We start from the raw sequence: 18,373 nt of genomic DNA, 5'->3' as shown, positions 1-18,373 counted from the left end.
TGACTATGATTTTTCCCCGAATGATTTCGAAAAGGATTCGAGCGGGACAGGATCGATCCGGATCCAAACTTTCGAAACACGAAACGATTCGAACCGAAACACGTTACTCTCGTTTAGAATTCGTTAAAACGAAATCGCGGATTTTATCCGCGACGAATTCCGGCATTTCCTTTTGGATCCAATGATTGGAATCCGCTGCGAAAAATTCGACGCGGTCGCAGACCTCCGAAAGCGAATCGTAGGATTCAGGACGGATCGCCATATCTCTCATCGGAACGAGAACCCTCGTAGGAACGGTGATCCGCTTCGGAATCGGAAAATTCCCGCGGAGCAGTTCCCGATACAGGTTCACCGGATAAATCGCGTTGGAAAGAATTTTCTCCCGGGTCATAAAACGTATCGGGTCGTTTTCCGGTATTTCCGCCGCCCACATCAGATACTTCCAGATCGGTTTTGTGAAACATCGGATCGACAATTCCGGTAAAAACGGAATCTGGAAAAATAGGATATACCAGGATAGAAACGACTGACGGACCGCGACCAGGATCTTGGCCGGACGAAAACTGAAAAGATAACCGATCATCGACCGCAACGAAAGGAGAGGATGCGGACCTCCCATGGCCGTATATGACTTAAGTAGTTTAGAATATTTTGAAATACCGATAAATCCCCAAGAAAGGATCGCGCCCCAATCGTGTGCGACTAGATGAATCCGTTCGCTTCCTCCCAAAAAACGGATCACCGCTTCGAAATCTTCGAACAACCGATAGGCGTTGTAATCCTTTTGACGGATCGGCTTGTCCGAGTTTCCCGTTCCCCGGAGATCGAAGGCGCCTACGTTGAACTCGCGCGACAAAAGTTCCATCTGTAGGTCCCAAGTGGAATGTTCGTCCGGATAACCGTGGATCAAAAGAATCGTCTCCCGATCCGGTTTCTCCGACGCGGTGGAATTGTATTTTAAGAACAGACTCAAATTCCCGTTTTTGACGAATGTCGTCTTAAAAACGGTTCCTTTCATCGAAAACGATCGCTCAAACCCGCCAATCTGTGTACGAGATTCGGCGCCATTCGGTTGAAAAAACTGATCGTCTTCGATTTGATCCCGGGGAAAACGTGCAACTTTCTCTTTTCCATACCTCGAACGATCGCCTTTACGACGTCCACCGGACTGTCCACGATGGACATGGGTATTTCCTGTTGTTTGCCGAACTGTTGCGATTTTAGGATTCCAGTGTCCGCAAAAAACGGATACACGTTCGTCACCGCGACCCCCTTTTTTCTCAGGTCCGCGTCCATCGCCTCGCCTAACGCGCGTATACCGAACTTGGAGACGGAGTAGTAGATCAACTCGCCGGGTGCGACCTGACCCGCCACGGAAGAAAGATTTACGATATGTCCCTGTTTTCTTTCCAACATCGCCGGCACGAACAGACGGCTAAGGTGGATCGGCGCGTATAAATTCACGTCCAGTATGAGATTCCAATTCCGGTCGGGAACCTCCAACAATCCGCCTTTAAACGCAAGCCCGGCGTTGTTGATCAGAACGTCCACTCCCTTGGGGGATAACATTAGAGTATTCTGATATACTTGTTTACATCCTTCCTGCGTCCTGAGATCGCCGGAAAAAGTTCCCAATATCCTACCCGGGGATTTGGACGGAGAAACGTTTCGTATCTTTTCGTTCCACCTACGAAGCAGATAGAAATCGGCGTTCGCGTCCGGCGTATTAAGATCCGTAAGGATCAGATCGGCCCCTTTTTCCAGGAGTTGTTTGGTAAGTTCCCTTCCGAACCCTCCCGCGGCTCCGGTGATCAAAATCGTTTTTCCTGTCAAATGGCTCATATCGTTTCTCTCGATTTCGGTCGAACTTCGACATCGTAACACGGGACGCGAAAACCATCGTCCGATCTTATGATTTACGACCGATTTTTTAGATTTTTTTTCTCCACTCCGCGGGCGTCATCCCGGTGATTTTGAGGAACTGCGCGTTGAACGTGGACTTCGTATTGAATCCGACTTCGAATCCGATCGAAAGAACGGTCTTCGTCGGCTCCTCCAGGAGGATTTTTTTGGCTTCTTCCACTCGATATCCGTTGACGAATTCGTTGAAATTCTTTCCATAAGATTCGTTTAATATTCTAGAAATCTGATGCGGAGTGATGAGAAGTTTTTCCGCTAGATCCTGCATTCTCAAATCCTCGTTCCGATACGATCGTTCCTCCTCCATCAACTCCTTCAGTCGAAACCGGATCGCGTCCAGGTTGATTCCCCCGAGTTGTGTTTTTTCGTAACGTTTTTGTTGGATTTCGGATTTCAGGGATACGAAAAAATTCGGATAACGCGCCGAGAACACGAACACCAATCCGTTGCCCAAGGTCATCAGAATCGAGGCGCAAGCGAACAACCAATCCGCATGAAAGTAAAATCCGATTCCGGAAAGTTGGATCGAAGACATCGTAACGAGTAAAATCCAGAAAGTGGAACGGGAAAGACGCACGTCGATCTCGCGGAAGGACTTCCGAAACAACCGAACCGAATAGAAACAATAAAACGTTAGATGAACATACCCGATCCCGATCAAAAGGGCAACGGGACTACGGCTACGACGCAGAAAGGCGTCCTCGATCAGTTCCGCTTTGGATTCGAGAGGAGCCAGAAAAAAAAAGAGTTCGAGCAGAATCGCCGCATACGCGGGAAAAAAATGTCTTCGGAGCGGGATCGTTTTTTCCAGGGTGAATCGCAACATTCTCCCCGAAACGAGCAACAACGTCGGTCCCAGCGCGAGCAACGAGGAGAAAAAGAAAATCCAAAGATACGGAATCTTTTCGGTCCCAGGAATCAAAACGAAACCCAAACGAAGTTCCGCGGAAGCCATCACCGAAGAGAGAAGAAACATTCCCGTAAATTCTTCCCCGCGTTTTCGTTTTGCAAGTTCGGTAAAAAACAGAAGGATACAATATCCAGGACCGAGTTGAATCAAAAATTGGATTACGTGTCGGAGCCAATCCGGTGCGATTTGTAGGTTCATCGGAAATGGGAAAAAGAAAGCCCAAGCGGAAGTTTTGTCGAGAAGAAACGGGAAAAATCGATTCCGCCGAAATTAGAAGAATTGACGCGTACCATTCTCCGGGGTTCCTTATCGGTATGAGTGAATTTATCGAAATCAAAGTGGGCGACAAATCCTACCAACTCCCGTTGATCGCCGGGACGGACGGTAAAAAAGGAATCGATATCCGCGAACTTCATCAAAAAACAGGACTCATTTCCTACGATCCCGGCTTTTTTAATACCGCCTACGCGGTAAGCAGAATTTCAAGAAGGGACCCGGATTCGGGAGAACTTCATTACCGCGGATACGACGTCGAAGACTTGGTGCGACATTCCACGTTCGTAGAAACGAGTTACCTTTTGATTTACGGTAAACTTCCCACCGAACAGCAGTTAAAGGATTTTTCCCTGAAACTTTCCAAACATTCCCTGATCCACGAGGATATGATCAATCTATTCGACGGGTTTCCGGGGAAGGGACATCCGCTCGCCGTTCTTTCCGTGATGGTCACCTCTCTGTCCAGTTATTATCCCGAGGAATACGAGGAATCCTTGGACAAAGGAATCGATCATTCCGCGAGACTTTTGGCGAAGATCAGAACGATCGCGGCGTTCAGCTACAAAAAGATCGTGGGTCAACCGTTCGTTTATCCTTTGGACAAACATCCGTATTGTACTAATTTTCTTTATATGCTTTTTTCGATTCCTTCCAAGGATTACGTCCCGTCAGAAGACATCGACCGGATTCTCAACCAACTCTGGATTTTATACGCCGATCACGAACAGAACGTCTCGAACACTACGGTTCAAGTGATCGGCTCCACCCAAGCCAATCTGTTCGCCTCCATTTCCTCGGCGATCAACGCGCTCTGGGGTTCCCGAGAAGGAGGAAGACAAGTGGCGGCGGTGGGTCTGATCGAGGACATCATCAAATCCAGGAAAACCGTTCCCGAATACTTCGAAAAATTCAAAGGGGATTCGGAACGTCTTTTTTCCAACGGATTCGGACACAAGGCATACGACGCGAAAAGCAGACGCGCCATCATCGCCGGAAAACTGTTCCACGACTTCTACAAAAAACATCCGGTCAATCCCATCGCCGAGATCGCGCTCAAAATAGACGATTACATGCAAAATGATGAATATTACATAAATCAAAACTTGTATCCCAACCTTGAATTCTACAGCGCCGTCATCTTCAATTCCTTGGGAATTCCCAAAGAGTTGTTTACCGCGATGCAGGTCATCGGAAAACTTCCCGGCTGGCTGGCGCATTGGAGAGAACAACGCGTTTCCGGAAACTACAGTAAGGCGCGGCCGAAACAGATTTACACCGGAGAAATGGGAAGAAAATACGTCCCTCTTTCGGAACGATAATCTCGTCACGAATTCCAAAGTACATTCCTCGGAGGAAGATCGACTTCCTCCGAGTGCGCCTCGGTTCGAACGGCCTCTTTTTTGCGCTTGGGATATTTTGTTCTCCGGGTGCGCTTTCGGTTCCCTGTTCCCCGCTGTTGGATGAACTCGTCGGTTGAACCCCTTCTCCGGGGGTCCGTTGTTTGCATCCGTCACGGTTCGCAAAAAATTCCACACAGAAGTTACGAAACCGTTTTTTCTTTTTCGCAAGAAGGACCGGTTTTGCAGAGGGTCGCTCCCGGATCTCCGGATCCCGGTGAATTTCCGGTTGAACGCGGATCAGTTTTGATCGGAATCATTTTTCAAGCGGGCGGCCATTGCGTCGGGGGAATGCCGGAATGCCGGAGCCGCCGAGAAGGAGAGAGATACTTTTCCGTCATCGATGCGTTTTTAGTTCGCGGGGAGTTCCCGCAATTCGGACAAACCATGCAGGTCTCGCATGGGGATGAGGAAGAATTTGTGTGAGAGTTCCCGCGTTTCGAGCGGGCAACGGAGCGGAGGGAATGGATGCGGAACCGCCCGAGCCCGACGGCATCCCTTCTGCGGTTTCGCACGGCGCGTTACGATCCGAATCGAACACAAAGAATTCGTTAGCCCCTTCGTTCAAGATACAATCGATTTGCTCTGATACAATCGATTTTGTCAAAACCGCTGTGGGGACAGAGTTTTGCGGTGGAGTTCCCGCAATTCGTAACGAACGACCTGTTCGCAAAGGAACGGGGAAGAATTCGTGTGAGTTCCCACGATAGTTGGTTTTACAAAGGAGTTTTTGATGAATCTCAAAATGCCCGCCCGATTCAAAGAAGCGTATTATCAGGAATTAAGGGCCTACAAACAGCAAATGGCCATCGGTGATCAAAAAGCGGCTTGGCGCTTTTTGGAGCGCGCTCATTTGATCGGTCAGTATCATCCGATTCCTCATACCGGAATCCATTTTCGAATGCTCGTCTTTGCGATCCGGACGGCCGATCCCCGCGAATGTCTTGGACAGCTTCTCCGATTATCCGTGGGTTGGTTCGGTTCTTTATGGAATCGAATTCCGGTCGGAAATACGGGTGGCGCAAACGTGCCAATTTTAGCTTCCTTGCCGATCCCGCCGGATTTGCGGGAACTCCTCGCGGACGCGGATACTTCCGCAAACGGCTTGTCGGGACTCACCCGGAAAAACGAGCGATGAGAAGTGTAGGAACTCCTCGTGTTTTAGAAATCCACGCTCTGGACCTCTGGCCGCACACACGGATGTTCTCGGGCAAGCCCCGTTGGACCGGCGTTGCGGGAACTCTCACACCGCTTCCCCACCTACCGAGGTCTGGACCAATGCCCGTTATTTCCCGCGAGGGAGTTCCCGCACTTTCACGCTAAACCGACCGATTTTCGTCCACAGGATTCCCTGTACAAAAAAATACCGGCCAATCGCGCAAAGCAACCGCCGGCTGAATAGGTTTCAATTCTGTAAGTCCAGTTAATTAGACCGGTTCTTATCGGTCAACGCCTTCAGGAAAGTTACGATCGACTTTATGTCGGACTCGGGTAATTCCTTTCCCAGCTGCAAATACGCCATTTTTTTGACGGCTTCTTCCAAGGTAGCCACCTTCCCGTCGTGAAAATACGGCCCGGTAATTGCGACATTCCGCAGAGAAGGAACCTTAAAAACAAAAGCTTCGGCAGGATTTTTGGTCAAAGTCAAACGCCCCTTATCCCCGGTATTCTCGTACGGATTGACTTGGCCGAGCTTACGGAAGGAGTTCCCACCCAAAAGTGGACCGATATGACAAGCGGTACAGCCGGTGGCCATGAATTTTTCCAAACCTTCCTGTTCGGCATCCGAAAGCGCCTTATGATCTCCTTTTTGGAAATCGTCAAAACGATCTTGGGTTTTCAAAGTTCTCTCAAAAGCGGCGATCGCGCCTGCAATGTGATCATACGTGATTTTTTGAGCTTCCTTAGGATAAGCCTTGGCAAAAAGATCCTGGTATTCCGCAATTCCAGCAATTTTCTTTTCCACTTCGGCAGCAGAAGGCATAGCCATCTCCACCGGATTGAGAATCGGCCCCTTTGCCTGTTCTTTCAAATCCTTGGCCCTTCCATCCCAAAATTGTGCCAAATGATAACCTGCATTCAAAACGGTAGGAGAATTTCGATCTCCGTTTTTCCCAAAAGCACCGGGCGACGTGGGAAGATTGTCCACCCCACCGGCCTTCCCCACCACATTGTGACAGGAATTACAAGACTGCGTGTCGTTTGCGGAAAGCCTCTTCTCAAAATATAATTTCTCACCCAATTTTACGAGATCGGGAGAATCCGCTTCTCCGCCCGGCATTTTCTCCGGAAGAACCCCGAATACCTTACCGGAATCATCGATCAATTTTTTCGTCTTTTCGGACGGCCCGCAGAACAGCAAAACCGCACTCAAAAATGAGACGGTGAACAATCCCCATGCAGATGGTTTCATACCAGTTCCTCTTTTTATTAGATTTAGAATGATTCTAAATTTGAACTCTATTTAGAATCATTCTAAAAAACAATTCTTTTTCAGACTTTCTTTCGTTTTTTCCTCTCGATTTGAAAGACAAGCCCTTGGGCGTTGATTTTAGAATCGAACCCTACGAGCAAATCCTCCTTTTTTCCGAGAGAAATTCCTTGTGTCGAAATTTCCTTCTCTAAATAAGCACGAATCCTCCCGGTACAAAATTCTAAAAGCGGCCCTCCTTCCAAACCGGAGCGTTCGCCGGAGGAAAGAATATTCTGCATCGTATGCAGTCCCTGTTTCATCTGACGCGCACCGGCTTCCAAATCCCTCCAAACTCCGAAATGGGTCAGATACGCCTTGTCCGCACCCGTGGAAAGGATCGTATCCACCGTGATCAAAGCCTCTTCATAATCGAAATCGGTGGGAGTCGTGGACGGATATAATACCGGATTTTTACCAACGGAAAATTCACGGTAACCGAGGCCGAACGAATCGCCGGTGAAAATTCCGTTACTCAGGGAATCGTATATGCAAAAATGATGATTCGCGTGACCTTTTGTATGATAAAATCTGAATGTTCTTTTTCCCCAAACGATTTCCTCCCGGTCTTCCGGAGTTTTCACTCGTTCGGAGGGAACCGGAAGAATGTCTCCGTAGAGTTTTCGGAAATTCTCCTCTCCGTAAACCTGGATCGAACTTTGAATCAGACGTTCGGGTTGTATGAGATGTTTCGCCGCCTTGGGATGAGCGAGAACGACCGCGTTCGGACAAAGTTTCGCAAGGGCACCGGTTCCACCCGCATGATCCAGATGAACGTGGGTAATGATGATGTATTTGACGTCTTCGGGTGCGAGTCCGTTTCGTTTTAATTCCCCCAAAAGAATCGGAACGGAACGATTCGTGTTGTTTTCTACGAAGGCCGCTTCCTTGCCTTCCACGACGAGATATGCGCAGGCGATTCCCGGAGAAATATAATCGCAATCGATTACGAACAGACCCGGAAACGGTTCCTTTTCATACGGCGGCATAGGAGGCTCCTAAGTTTAAGGTCGGAAATTCCGCATTCAGGAATCGATCGCTTCCTCGGCGGGTTTCGATTCCGTAGGGATACGGAGTTCCGACCTTATATGCAAACAAACCAGACAACGTTTCTAAAAAACGGATCGGGACGAAGACACGTTCTTACGTACGATGCAGACGACGTGTCTGCGCCTAACATGAGGAAAAAACTATACGATCGTCGAATGTAAGGTCAATCACAATATCCTAAAAAGGTTTCTTTTGGGGATGCGGAATTCGGATGCCGCCGTCGTAGGCTCGGTTCTCCCTGTACAATTCGGACGAAGGCTCGGAAAGGATTCGATTTTTCTTTTTAAAAGAAAAACTCTTACGAATCGGATTTCGATCAAAAGCGAATATAAGATTTCGGTAAATCCGCACAATGCCGACCCTGGGACTTTTTACCGAATCACATTAGAAATTTCTAAAGAATCTTTGATCCCTATCTGATTCGGTTTCGGAAGATATCGGCTACGATTTCGGCGCGTTCGAATTTTTCCAAATCGGTTTTCATCGCCAATTCGTGATTTTTAGATGCGACGTTTAAAACCAAGTTTGCCTTGCTGATGAGAAGCCTCATGCGGTATTCATTCGGATCCAAGATTCTAAATAAAGCCAAGAAAAAAGAGGAGGACAATCGAGTTAACAAGGGAATCGAATTCCCTTCCAAAATACTTTCGCGAATACGGAAAGCGTCGTAATGCAAAATTGCGATCACCCATAAAACCGAGGAAACGATGATACCGAAAGCGGATTTAGAGGCGAAAAAATAACCGAGCAACGGCAAAATATAGACGAATAGTAACGAAACCGAAAGGGAGATCATAATACCGGAAAACAGCAAAAAAGCCTTCACTCGTTCATCCGCGTGGTTTTTAAAAATCGAAATGAATGTTTTAAAACAAGAGATTAGAACGTAAAAACTACAATAACCGATGATTAGATGATAGTTCCAGGTAGGCGAATAGGAAAATTTCTCCGGGTCCCGAATCTCCACGGCACGGCAGCCTAAGATGACGATGGAGAAATAAAAGAGAAGCATGATATTAATATAATATTCATATTTTCTAAATAATCCGTCTCGTTGAATGTGTAACAATGAGGAAACGACTTCGTGCAACAGATACGGGGCGAAAATGATCGGAATTAAAGTCCAATGAACGAGTAGAGTTCTATATTCATTCCCGAAGAAATCCCTTTGACCGAGAAAAAGCATCCACAGTGAAAGGGAAATCGTCAGATAGAAAAAGTAATTCCGAACCGGCTCTTTCGGAGCAAAGATTCGAACATACAATCCCAACGAAAAAACGAATACACCGATAGAAGTGCTAACCAAATCGACAAATTCTCCCCAAAATTATGTTAGTTATAGTAATTTTGAGGCAATTTTCTGTAAACACTCTTTTCCGATTTCTACCACTTGCAACCAGGACAGTTCACCGTTGAGATAAAAACCGGGAAAATACATAGGACCGGGATATCTCACCGACTCCAGAGCTCCTTCTCGAAAATAAATTCTTTCGATACCGGTCAACTTTGGATTGTACATTCCGTAGACCATATCGTAACCTTTTAGAACACAATGTTTTGCCGTTTCGATGAACGTTACCTTCGCGGCTTTCCCCCCGTTCGCACTTCTCGTAAATGCGACCGAATTCCAATCCGCGACGTTTTCTTCAATGACCGCGTAACGTTTGGGGGGAAATTCGCTTCCTTGAATGAGAGCGGCTTCCAGAGGAATGAAATTCCACGGAAATTTTTCAGTGATTCTCATTGCTGCGAGAATCCCCTCCTCGCCTTCCACATAAAACCAGGTAGACCAGGGATCATAATTTACGTTTTTCCAAGGAGAATCCGTGTAACCCGCATCCGTATAGATTTTAGAAACGAAGTCTTTGATTTTTTGAAGGAGATGGGGGGATTCCAAACCGCTGATTTTTTGAACGGCAAGTTTTTCGATTATTTGTGACATAATTAATATTATGTCACATTAACAAAAAAAACTCAAATAGATTATTTCTGTTTCTTTTTCGTAAGCAGAAGCGCCTTCCCTATTTCGAATGTAATTTTTCGGCCAATGCTTGGATCGCGGACAAATTCCGATCGGAAAGTTTTAAGAGGATTTCGATTAAATCGCTTAAACCCTTCTTTTTACGAATCCTTCTCAGCAATTTCAGATCCTCTTCCAATTCGATTGAAGAATCGGTATTCCCTTTTGGAAGCAACATTTCGCCACGTCCGGTCAAAACCCAATCGTCCGAAATGTCAAAGATGGATTGTAACTGTTTCAGGAACCGAAGGGTAACCGTATTTTGCCCGTTTTGCAACCGAGTGATCGTGCTCTCGGATACCCCGAATTCCGAAGAAAGCTGCTTTTGATTTAACCCCTTCGTCGTCTTTAAGTATGTAAAAACAGCGACAATACGTTTTAATACTTGGGGATCTGTCATAGTATTACTGCATAATACAATTTTTTTGAATTGACTGATTGTATCATACAATTAATCATTTGACTCATTCTAAAATCGATTACAGCTAATGTGGAGTGGAAATGACCCTGTCGAAAGAGCAAGAATTTTGCAAAATTTCAAAACTGTCGCTTTCCGATCCGACCTCCTTTCGTTTCGAGAAGGAATTTAGGGATGTAAGTCTTGTTTTGTCCGGGCGAAAGAGTTCCCCGAATCCAAGTTCGCGTTGTCCTCGGAGCGCGCAACTCACCGCAAGTATACTGTTAAAAGAGAAACCTAAACATTACGCGCTCAACGGCAAACGTCGTCGGGTAAACCGGAGAACTCAGGGATGATCACTCGATACAAATTAGAATATCTAAAACAAAGTATGCGCCTTTTGGATCTGAAAAATGCGGACGGCGAAGTTAGAAGCGAATCGGAAATCCGCGACCTCTTACTCACAAGATGCGCTCTACAGGAGTATTATCTGGAAAAGAGAAATTTGTTACCCTCCTATCACGTTTGGTTGGAAGATCAGGGTCTCGGAGAATGGGCCTCTCACTAAACGTTTTCCTAATATACGCCTACGAAATCGAATCGCATCTTCGGAACGTGGAACATCCGGTTTCGGAGGACAAAAAACGTAAATTGTTTGCCTTGGAACGATCGGATACGTGCATACGACAATTTCTTTTTCCCAAAAAACTTTTTTCATTTCAAGATGTCATCCAAACTTTGGAAACGTCCGTTCCGGAATACAATTCGCGACCGAGCGGAGTTTTATTTGGCTATTCTCCAAAAGAAGTCTTAGAAGGAGCACTTTGCGGCTCTTGTTGAGAGTTTTTGGAAAGTCCGGATATCCGGACTTCGCTTTTTAGCTTTCACTGAGAAGATGCAGGGCATCTCCATTATTCTTTGCATAAACGCGAACAAAATACGGGAAGAAAAGTCAGACTACATATCGAACGAATTCCTTATAAACTCCAGTTGTGTTAATCATCGTCGGTTCGATTGAAAATGCTTCGAACTGATCGACTCCGTTCGCGATCGCTTTCGCATCTATTCGTTTACCGATTTCCAGGGTTCCCCGAATCGATTCATTCATTGCTAATCTAGCTATTTTATTCTGTTCTGAAATATACCGGCTACGATTTCAGCACGTTCGAATTTTTCCAAATCGGTTTTCATTGCCAACTCATGATTTTTAGATGTAACGTTTAAAACCACATTGGCCTTACTGATAAGAAGTTTCATGTAATATTCGCTAGGATCCAAAATTCTAAATAAACCTAAAACTATAAGCGATGAAATTCGATTTAGAAATAATAGTTCTTTTCCATCAAGAATACGCTCTCGAATGTCAAAAGCATCGTAATGTAAAATTGCTACAGACCAGCATAAAACCCAGCTGAACACGCCGAAAGCCGCAAGATATCCCTTGTAGATACCGATTAGAGGTAATATATAAACGAACAAAATCGCAATAAATAAAGCAATAGCTACTCCAAGCATAAGAACAAATGATTGTATCTTTAACATTCCATTTGTATTCATCGTTCGCATGATTAGCAAATAAATTGTTCTTCCGACATAAAGGATAGAGTAAGATATCAGAATGTGATATGCGGGAAGCGGTGTATAGACGGAAATCGAAGACTCACTAACGGCAATTAAATTTGAACTTATCCCCGAATGAAAAAGAAAACTTAGAACGATGAACTCAATGATTCGGCGAGTTATTGATGGTTTATATTTGTCCTTTGTTAAAAAACAAACTAATTCATGAAGGCTTATCGGTACTAAAATTGTAGAAAGTAGAATCCAGTTAGGAGCAACTCTCAAAAGTTCTGAAGGAAATAAATTTCTTAAACCTGAACCTAAAACCCAAATAGAAAGACATAAAGTAAGAATCAAAAAATATAACCGGACTCTTCGTTGTTCAAAATCAGCTTTCTGAAAAACGTATACTCCAAGAAATAATGTTGAAATAGAACAAAATATACTTACAAAAGGACTATATAGCATAGAAATTACAATATTTTTGACATAGTTTTTTGTAAATTTGTTTTCGTGATTTCGATAATGCTTAATTGGACAGGCGTTCCATTTAAAGTTGATCCCGGAAAATAAACTGGCTTATTATATTTTTCCGATAATGAAACTCCAACAGATTCATAAATTCTTACGATCGAAGGCATCTTCAAATCATAGAAACCATAGACCATATTGTATTTTTGTTCTAGGCAGAATTGCGCTACCATTGCAAAATTAAGCACGGCAGCTCTCCAACCTGTTCTAGATTTTACGAAAGCAACATTGTTCCAATCTGCAACATGATCTTCTAATACTGAATATCTTTTTGGGGGATGAGATCCTTTGATAATTGCCATTTCAATTGGAATAAAATTATTTGGCTTCTTTTCCACGACTCGCATGGCAGAAAGAATCATACCAGTTTCCGTAGTTACATAAAACCACGTTGACCATGGATCCAGATCGAAAGAGGTATATGCAGATTTAATATACCCTCCTCCTGAAAATATCGTATTGATAAATTTTTTGACTTCGAATAATTCTTCTGGAGCTTCCAAACCATTGATTTGGTGTTTAATTAGAGTTGTATGAATTTTTTTGTTTGAAATCGTTAAAGTATATGACATAATATTAATTATGTCATATCAACTTAGAAAATTCAAATAGATTATTTTTATTACCGTATGCGAAATTAGAGCACCTATTTGCTATTCAGGTCGTAATTTTTCTGCCAACGCCTTAACCGCAGACAAATTACGACCTGAAAGTTTTAATAGGACTTCAATTAAATCACTTAAGCCTGCTTTTTTTCGAATTCTTCTCAGTAATTTAAGATCCTCCTCTAATTCGATTACCGAACCTAAATCCTGTTTATTCAGCAACATTTCACCTTGTCCGGTCAAAATCCAATCGTCCGAGATTTCAAAAATTGATTTCAATTGTTTCAAAAATCGAGGAGTAACTACATTTTGTCCATTTTGTAACCGAGTAATCGTGCTTTCTGAAACCCCAAATTCTAAGGAAAGCTGCTTTTGATTTAATCCCTTCACTGCCTTTAGGTATTTAAAAACAATAATAATACGTTTAAGTATTTCAGGATCTGTCATACTATTATTGCATGGGGCAAAATTTTTAAATTGACTAATTGCATTATACAATTTATCATTTGTATCGTTTTACGACCTAAAGTAGCTAATGTGGAGTTGACTATGACCCCGTCAAAAGAGCAAGAATTTTGCAAAATTTCAAAACTATCCCTTCGCGATTACGCCATTTTAAAAAAGAACTTATAAATGTGAGTAACCTTTTCCTAAGGATAATATGTAATATCAAATCTAACACAACTATTTCCATCTTCCTTCTTCTGGACGAAGTTTAGAAATATGTATGAGAATCCACCTACCAGGCTTTCTATTAAAAGTAAAATCGACATTATATTCAAAGTTATCTTTCTCCAAACCGAATTCGACGAAACTTCCATCATTAAGAATCCCTTTCCTACCTAATCGGACTATATTTAAAAACTCCAAATACGAGATTACGCTTTTTAATTCAACGTAATTTGCGTTTAATGTATTCTGTCTCAGTTCAACAGGTCCAACGCTTGCGCTCCAACCGTGAGTCTTCTGATCTCCCTCTCCTCCCCACGTATACATCGCATTCAATTGATTGTTACCGATTCCAAATCCGTAGTGATAGCCGCCTTTTTCACTCCAGCTCACTCGGCCTACAAGCCCCCCTTGCGCTACGCCTGCATTCGCAGAATATCCATCAGCATACGTGTAGCCTACGTTCAAAGAGGTGCAGTTCGGCCGCGTCCTGCGGACCGCGCTCGCAGCTCCGGTCAAGTTATTGTATTCTGCTTTTAAAACATTAAATTTCTCTAATGCCAATAACTTGACCACGCCTTGATCGCTCGCGGGGGTGGAGGAGGAATGTTCTTTCATGTTTCTTTCAACTCAGGCAGCAAGCTGGCAATTTTCTTTAAAGTTTCTTCTTGAGTAAAAGATCCGAAGATACTACAGCCAAGGTCTTCATGAAATACAAGTGTTAGCTTCTCTTCTTCATAATTGAAATCGCTTATTTTCATATATCCTGCATCAATCGGCTCCGTGAAACTGCAATTTAGCAATTTATAAATTAAATCCAAAGCTTCATCAAAGCTATCGTAAGAATCGTATTCTGAAAGACATAAATATATGCCTTTTTCATTTCTATACCATGAATATTTTTGCATTTTAAAATCCTAAACCTGAATTAACTGAAGTCCTAGATCTTTGAGAACTTTCAATGATCGCTTTCCACAATGCATCGCCCTCAAACCCTTTTGCCTGATATTTACTTACTACTTTTTCCCAAGTTGGATTAGGATCGGTTAAATTTAACTGAGCGGCTTTATTCTTATCTTGCATTAGTTCCCTTGTTAATGTCCTAAATGCATTCCTTAATTCAAATGCTTGCTTCGCTTGATCCTGTAAAGGAAGAGTTTTATTAAGTAAATCAGGGATCGTCGCTTCATTTGCTAAATACCAAGCCCTTGCTTCACGGTCACTTAATGTGCCAGGTTTCGCTAATTTGTTCCAATGATTTTCTAACTTCCAGGCTTCATCACCCGCAGCGATCGACTTGATACCTTTGATCACTCGCGGAGGCGGGACAGGAATAATTAGTCATTTCAATGGTTACTTTCATCTATATTCCAATCATGAATGATTTCAGAAGCCCTCGCAACAATCGAGTCCCAATTTGGGTCCATTAATATATCTGTATCACTTTTATCGTCTCCGTTATAAGAATTTAACATTTCTCTTAAGTTCTGTAATTTAAGACTCAAATCAGTATTTTTCCTCGTCTCGTGAAATTCATCAATAAAGGAATCGAAATCATTATCATCGAAAAGCCGACACATTAATTCAATATATGAAGAGATATGATCAGCTTCCTTACCTAACCAAAGACTTTTTTGACGATCTTTATTTGATAACTCAAGTAAATCGTTGTAGATATTTTTTACGTTTGTTTGGTCCATTCATCCTCCAAATTAAAACTTGGGCATTTTAGTTATATCGAATTTATTAAATGGAATATGAGCAGCAGGGTCGTCAGAGTTACTCAGAACATTTCCATTCAAATCATAAGCCTGTCCATCTTTCTTAAAAATAATATATGGATTCTGCTGTGCAAGATTTGGGCTATTAGGATTGCCCGGCATACTTCTGATACTATTATGAGGATTATTTGGATCCTTAAATAATACACCATTACCTTTTTTACTAGGAGCTGAAACCCAATGCTCAGGTATAACTTTAGAAAGATCATTTGAGCCAGTCCAAGTCTTAATTCCATTTTTAACTATTTGCACCGCATCCATCACCTTCCCTGACTTCAATGCTTCCGTTATCGCACTCAACATGCCAGGAATTCTTGCCGGAGCCATTGCGATCATATCCATTCCGCCAGGGTTATCCATCAAGCTACCAATATCGCTCAAGGTCTTAAAGATCGTTACTGGATTACTCTCTGCTTCTATCAACCGACGTGCTATCTCAAGTTCTAACGCTGATAACTTTTCCTTACCCCCAGGAACATTTTCTAACACCTTGTCTAACGCTTCCGGTGAATAACCAGTCCCACCGGCATCCGTCGCCCTGTTTTTAAGAAAATCAAGATCCCAAGCAACCGTCATCAATGGCTCGCGACTCTTTTGACCTGCTTCTAATGCGTATCTTAAAGACGCTGCGTAGGCTGTTTCCGGCTTACCCCCAAACAACTTCCCGTAAGTCTCACTCACAAAGTTACCCACACTCGAACCAAAACTGGATAGGCTTCCGATTGGATCAGAAACGAAATTCTGGATTCCGTTCCACGCATTCTGCATACCATTCCAAATACCCTTGCTACCAAACGTCTCGTTGTAAAAAGGAGATTCCTCTGCAAAGTTGCCCTTCTCATCTTGTCTGCGAGTCACGGCGTATCCCATTCCTTCTAAGATACGCAACATCATACCGTTGTTCGTGTTGTTCATCGCATTCGCACGGTCACGAGCTCCCTGCTCCATCTGAGAAATCAATTGCGGGTTATTCGTAAACGTAAAACCTACGCTGTTGCTAAAACCGCCCCTTTGGTCGTAGCTAAGGGTCGTTCCAGCTCCGATACCGATTCCACCTCCAGTATATACGCTACTCATCGTATACGAAGCTCCGTAACCTTTGATCGCGTCGTGTCTCAGTTCAACAGGTCCAACGCTTGCGCTCCAACCGTGAGTCTTCTGATCTCCCTCTCCTCCCCACGTATACATCGCATTCAATTGATTGTTACCGATTCCAAATCCGTAGTGATAACCTCCAGCTTCACTCCAGCTCACTCGGCCTACAACCCCCCCTTGCGCGACGCCTGCATTCGCAGAATATCCATCAGCATACGTGTAGCCTACGTTCACGCTCACTCCAACACCGCTACCGATCGCATTCAGAGCAGCGCTTCCTGCCATCAACGCTACTTCGGCCGCGTCCTGCGGTGACGATCCGCAGAGAGGCGTCGCATCGAGCCTGCGCCGGACCGCGCTCGCAGCTCCGGTCAAGTTATTGTGTTCTGCTTTTGAAACATTACATTTCTCTAATGCCAATAACTTGACCACGCCTTGATCGCTCGCGGGGTCGTGGGAAGAGAGGGATTTCATGTTTCTTTTAACTCAGGCAGCAAGCTGGCAATTTTCTTTAAAGTTTCTTCTTGAGTAAAAGATCCGACAATATAACAGCCAAGATCTTCATGAAATACAAGTGTTAGCTTTTCATTTTCAAATTCAAATTCACTGCTTCTATTGTAAGGTCCATTTTTGGGGATACTAAAAGTAGTATTTAAAGTATTAAAAACTACATCCAGAGCCTTATCAAAGCTGTCCCAAGTAGTATATTTATTGAAATATAAATAAATTAAATTTTCGCTTTTATACCATGAGTAATCTTTCATATTAAAATCCTAAACCTGAATTTATAGAGGACCTAGATCTTTGAGAACTTTCAATGATTGCTCTCCATAATGCGTCTCCGTGTAAATTCATACTTTCGTATTTCTCGACGACTTGTCCCCAAGTCATATTTTTCTGCTCTGCTGCTAATTTTGCTGCCTCTACTCTATCGGACATTAAATCACGCGAAGCGCTTCTAAATGCATTCCTTAATTCAAATGCTTGCTTCGCTTGATCCTGTAAAGGAAGAGTTTTATTAATTAAATCAGGGATCGTCGCTTCATTTGCTAAATACCAAGCCCTTGCTTCACGGTCACTTAATGTGCCAGGTTTCGCTAATTTGTTCCAATGATTTTCTAACTTCCAGGCTTCATCACCCGCAGCGATCGACTTGATACCTTTGATCACCACTTCAACCGCATCCATCACCTTCCCTGACTTCAATGCTTCCGTTATCGCACTCAACATGCCAGGAATTCTTGCCGGAGCCATTGCGATCATATCCATTCCGCCAGGGTTATCCATCAAGCTACCAATATCGCTCAAGGTCTTAAAGATCGTTACTGGATTACTCTCTGCTTCTATCAACCGACGTGCTATCTCAAGTTCTAACGCTGATAACTTTTCCTTACCCCCAGGAACATTTTCTAACACCTTGTCTAACGCTTCCGGTGAATAACCAATCCCACCGGCATCCGTCGCCCTGTTTTTAAGAAAATCAAGATCCCAAGCAACCGTCATCAATGGCTCGCGACTCTTTTGACCTGCTTCTAATGCGTATCTTAAAGACGCTGCGTAGGCTGTTTCCGGCTTACCCCCAAACAACTTCCCGTAACTCTCACTCACAAAGTTACTCACGCTGTTCCAAGCGCTCTGCATACCATTCCAAATACCCTTGCTACCAAACGTCTCGTTGTAAAAAGGAGATTC

The 18,373-nt window shown here is 43.8% G+C and carries 21 protein-coding genes and 1 pseudogene; 3 read left to right on the top strand and 19 right to left on the bottom strand.

Features of this window, described 5'->3' with window-relative positions; genetic code table 11:
- Positions 1-103: 103 nt before the first annotated feature.
- The 3 genes from EHQ17_RS00540 to EHQ17_RS00530 form a co-directional block, all read right to left on the bottom strand.
- Positions 104-1,018, bottom strand: coding sequence for an alpha/beta fold hydrolase (locus EHQ17_RS00540; protein WP_135591157.1), 915 nt, complete (start codon positions 1,016-1,018; stop codon positions 104-106).
- Positions 1,015-1,842 carry an SDR family NAD(P)-dependent oxidoreductase gene (locus EHQ17_RS00535; RefSeq protein ID WP_135591159.1) on the bottom strand — a complete coding sequence of 276 codons (828 nt, stop codon included), beginning with the start codon at positions 1,840-1,842 and terminating at the stop codon, positions 1,015-1,017. The genes EHQ17_RS00540 and EHQ17_RS00535 overlap by 4 nt, the downstream gene beginning before the upstream one ends.
- A gap of 88 nt (positions 1,843-1,930) precedes the next feature.
- Complete coding sequence (locus tag EHQ17_RS00530) at positions 1,931-3,028, bottom strand: AraC family transcriptional regulator (protein ID WP_135591161.1); 1,098 nt, start codon at positions 3,026-3,028, stop codon at positions 1,931-1,933.
- 116 nt (positions 3,029-3,144) lie between these two features.
- Here EHQ17_RS00530 and EHQ17_RS00525 point away from each other — a divergent pair, with 116 nt between their 5' ends.
- Both EHQ17_RS00525 and EHQ17_RS00520 read left to right on the top strand, forming a co-directional pair.
- Positions 3,145-4,425, top strand: a complete 1,281-nt coding sequence (locus EHQ17_RS00525) for a citrate/2-methylcitrate synthase (RefSeq protein WP_135591163.1) — start codon at positions 3,145-3,147, stop codon at positions 4,423-4,425.
- 811 nt (positions 4,426-5,236) lie between these two features.
- Positions 5,237-5,641: a DUF3703 domain-containing protein gene (locus EHQ17_RS00520; protein WP_135591165.1), complete on the top strand. Its 405-nt coding sequence runs from the start codon at positions 5,237-5,239 to the stop codon at positions 5,639-5,641.
- Between the two features lie 285 nt (positions 5,642-5,926).
- Here EHQ17_RS00520 and EHQ17_RS00515 read toward each other — a convergent pair whose 3' ends face one another.
- The 6 genes and pseudogenes from EHQ17_RS00515 to EHQ17_RS20030 form a co-directional block, all read right to left on the bottom strand.
- Positions 5,927-6,916: a cytochrome-c peroxidase gene (locus tag EHQ17_RS00515; RefSeq protein WP_135591167.1), complete on the bottom strand. Its 990-nt coding sequence runs from the start codon at positions 6,914-6,916 to the stop codon at positions 5,927-5,929.
- A gap of 80 nt (positions 6,917-6,996) precedes the next feature.
- Positions 6,997-7,962, bottom strand: a complete 966-nt coding sequence (locus EHQ17_RS00510) for an MBL fold metallo-hydrolase (protein WP_135591168.1) — start codon at positions 7,960-7,962, stop codon at positions 6,997-6,999.
- A gap of 473 nt (positions 7,963-8,435) precedes the next feature.
- Complete coding sequence (locus tag EHQ17_RS00505) at positions 8,436-9,329, bottom strand: LIC10906 family membrane protein (RefSeq protein WP_135591170.1); 894 nt, start codon at positions 9,327-9,329, stop codon at positions 8,436-8,438.
- 30 nt (positions 9,330-9,359) lie between these two features.
- Positions 9,360-9,965, bottom strand: coding sequence for an LBL_2463 family protein (locus EHQ17_RS00500; protein WP_135591172.1), 606 nt, complete (start codon positions 9,963-9,965; stop codon positions 9,360-9,362).
- A gap of 79 nt (positions 9,966-10,044) precedes the next feature.
- Positions 10,045-10,221 carry a hypothetical protein gene (locus EHQ17_RS20035; protein ID WP_246057295.1) on the bottom strand — a complete coding sequence of 59 codons (177 nt, stop codon included), beginning with the start codon at positions 10,219-10,221 and terminating at the stop codon, positions 10,045-10,047.
- Positions 10,222-10,254: 33 nt separating this feature from the next.
- Positions 10,255-10,443 (bottom strand): annotated as a pseudogene (locus EHQ17_RS20030) (helix-turn-helix domain-containing protein); the annotation flags it as partial.
- Between the two features lie 349 nt (positions 10,444-10,792).
- On the opposite strand from EHQ17_RS20030, the gene EHQ17_RS00490 reads away from it, so the two are divergent.
- Positions 10,793-11,008 (top strand): hypothetical protein, encoded by a 216-nt coding sequence (locus EHQ17_RS00490; protein ID WP_135591176.1) that lies wholly within the window; start codon positions 10,793-10,795, stop codon positions 11,006-11,008.
- Positions 11,009-11,559: 551 nt separating this feature from the next.
- Here the strand turns inward: EHQ17_RS00490 and EHQ17_RS00480 are convergent.
- The 10 genes from EHQ17_RS00480 to EHQ17_RS00435 form a co-directional block, all read right to left on the bottom strand.
- The gene (locus EHQ17_RS00480) at positions 11,560-12,468 is read right to left on the bottom strand and encodes an LIC10906 family membrane protein (protein WP_135591180.1); all 909 of its coding nucleotides are present in this window, start codon (positions 12,466-12,468) and stop codon (positions 11,560-11,562) included.
- A gap of 5 nt (positions 12,469-12,473) precedes the next feature.
- Positions 12,474-13,103: an LBL_2463 family protein gene (locus EHQ17_RS00475; RefSeq protein WP_135591182.1), complete on the bottom strand. Its 630-nt coding sequence runs from the start codon at positions 13,101-13,103 to the stop codon at positions 12,474-12,476.
- A gap of 81 nt (positions 13,104-13,184) precedes the next feature.
- Positions 13,185-13,583 carry a helix-turn-helix domain-containing protein gene (locus EHQ17_RS00470; protein ID WP_135591184.1) on the bottom strand — a complete coding sequence of 133 codons (399 nt, stop codon included), beginning with the start codon at positions 13,581-13,583 and terminating at the stop codon, positions 13,185-13,187.
- Between the two features lie 237 nt (positions 13,584-13,820).
- Entirely contained in the window at positions 13,821-14,423 is a 603-nt protein-coding gene (locus EHQ17_RS00465; protein ID WP_135591186.1) for a hypothetical protein, read from the bottom strand.
- Positions 14,420-14,713 carry a hypothetical protein gene (locus EHQ17_RS00460; protein WP_135591188.1) on the bottom strand — a complete coding sequence of 98 codons (294 nt, stop codon included), beginning with the start codon at positions 14,711-14,713 and terminating at the stop codon, positions 14,420-14,422. Before EHQ17_RS00460 ends, EHQ17_RS00465 begins: the two co-directional genes overlap by 4 nt.
- 1 nt (position 14,714) lies before the next feature.
- Positions 14,715-15,119, bottom strand: a complete 405-nt coding sequence (locus EHQ17_RS00455; protein WP_135591190.1) for a hypothetical protein — start codon at positions 15,117-15,119, stop codon at positions 14,715-14,717.
- A 32-nt stretch (positions 15,120-15,151) separates the two neighbouring features.
- The gene (locus EHQ17_RS00450; RefSeq protein ID WP_135591192.1) at positions 15,152-15,505 is read right to left on the bottom strand and encodes a hypothetical protein; all 354 of its coding nucleotides are present in this window, start codon (positions 15,503-15,505) and stop codon (positions 15,152-15,154) included.
- Between the two features lie 12 nt (positions 15,506-15,517).
- A complete protein-coding gene (locus tag EHQ17_RS20025; protein ID WP_246057294.1) occupies positions 15,518-17,155 on the bottom strand; it encodes a hypothetical protein in 1,638 nt (545 codons plus the stop codon).
- Entirely contained in the window at positions 17,152-17,445 is a 294-nt protein-coding gene (locus tag EHQ17_RS00440; protein WP_135590797.1) for a hypothetical protein, read from the bottom strand. The genes EHQ17_RS20025 and EHQ17_RS00440 overlap by 4 nt, the downstream gene beginning before the upstream one ends.
- 1 nt (position 17,446) lies before the next feature.
- Positions 17,447-18,373, bottom strand: a 927-nt coding sequence (locus EHQ17_RS00435) for a hypothetical protein (protein WP_210414530.1), incomplete at its 5' end; no start/stop codon positions are given.

Origin of the sequence: Leptospira gomenensis (assembly GCF_004770155.1) — a bacterium.
In the GTDB taxonomy this organism is placed as follows: domain Bacteria; phylum Spirochaetota; class Leptospiria; order Leptospirales; family Leptospiraceae; genus Leptospira; species Leptospira gomenensis.
This window is presented reverse-complemented; position numbering and strand designations above follow the sequence as displayed.

Coding starts and splice junctions, on each gene's coding strand:
- EHQ17_RS00475 (WP_135591182.1), bottom strand. CDS start 13,103: ATGTCATATACTTTAACGATTTCAAACAAAAAAATTCATACAACTCTA.
- EHQ17_RS00470 (WP_135591184.1), bottom strand. CDS start 13,583: ATGACAGATCCTGAAATACTTAAACGTATTATTATTGTTTTTAAATAC.
- EHQ17_RS00515 (WP_135591167.1), bottom strand. CDS start 6,916: ATGAAACCATCTGCATGGGGATTGTTCACCGTCTCATTTTTGAGTGCG.
- EHQ17_RS00530 (WP_135591161.1), bottom strand. CDS start 3,028: ATGAACCTACAAATCGCACCGGATTGGCTCCGACACGTAATCCAATTT.
- EHQ17_RS00465 (WP_135591186.1), bottom strand. CDS start 14,423: ATGAAAGAACATTCCTCCTCCACCCCCGCGAGCGATCAAGGCGTGGTC.
- EHQ17_RS00500 (WP_135591172.1), bottom strand. CDS start 9,965: ATGTCACAAATAATCGAAAAACTTGCCGTTCAAAAAATCAGCGGTTTG.
- EHQ17_RS00440 (WP_135590797.1), bottom strand. CDS start 17,445: ATGAAAGATTACTCATGGTATAAAAGCGAAAATTTAATTTATTTATAT.
- EHQ17_RS00510 (WP_135591168.1), bottom strand. CDS start 7,962: ATGCCGCCGTATGAAAAGGAACCGTTTCCGGGTCTGTTCGTAATCGAT.
- EHQ17_RS00480 (WP_135591180.1), bottom strand. CDS start 12,468: ATGCTATATAGTCCTTTTGTAAGTATATTTTGTTCTATTTCAACATTA.
- EHQ17_RS00535 (WP_135591159.1), bottom strand. CDS start 1,842: ATGAGCCATTTGACAGGAAAAACGATTTTGATCACCGGAGCCGCGGGA.
- EHQ17_RS00450 (WP_135591192.1), bottom strand. CDS start 15,505: ATGGACCAAACAAACGTAAAAAATATCTACAACGATTTACTTGAGTTA.
- EHQ17_RS20035 (WP_246057295.1), bottom strand. CDS start 10,221: ATGTTGCTTCCAAAAGGGAATACCGATTCTTCAATCGAATTGGAAGAG.
- EHQ17_RS00490 (WP_135591176.1), top strand. CDS start 10,793: ATGATCACTCGATACAAATTAGAATATCTAAAACAAAGTATGCGCCTT.
- EHQ17_RS00540 (WP_135591157.1), bottom strand. CDS start 1,018: ATGAAAGGAACCGTTTTTAAGACGACATTCGTCAAAAACGGGAATTTG.
- EHQ17_RS00525 (WP_135591163.1), top strand. CDS start 3,145: ATGAGTGAATTTATCGAAATCAAAGTGGGCGACAAATCCTACCAACTC.
- EHQ17_RS00520 (WP_135591165.1), top strand. CDS start 5,237: ATGAATCTCAAAATGCCCGCCCGATTCAAAGAAGCGTATTATCAGGAA.
- EHQ17_RS00460 (WP_135591188.1), bottom strand. CDS start 14,713: ATGCAAAAATATTCATGGTATAGAAATGAAAAAGGCATATATTTATGT.
- EHQ17_RS20025 (WP_246057294.1), bottom strand. CDS start 17,155: ATGAAATCCCTCTCTTCCCACGACCCCGCGAGCGATCAAGGCGTGGTC.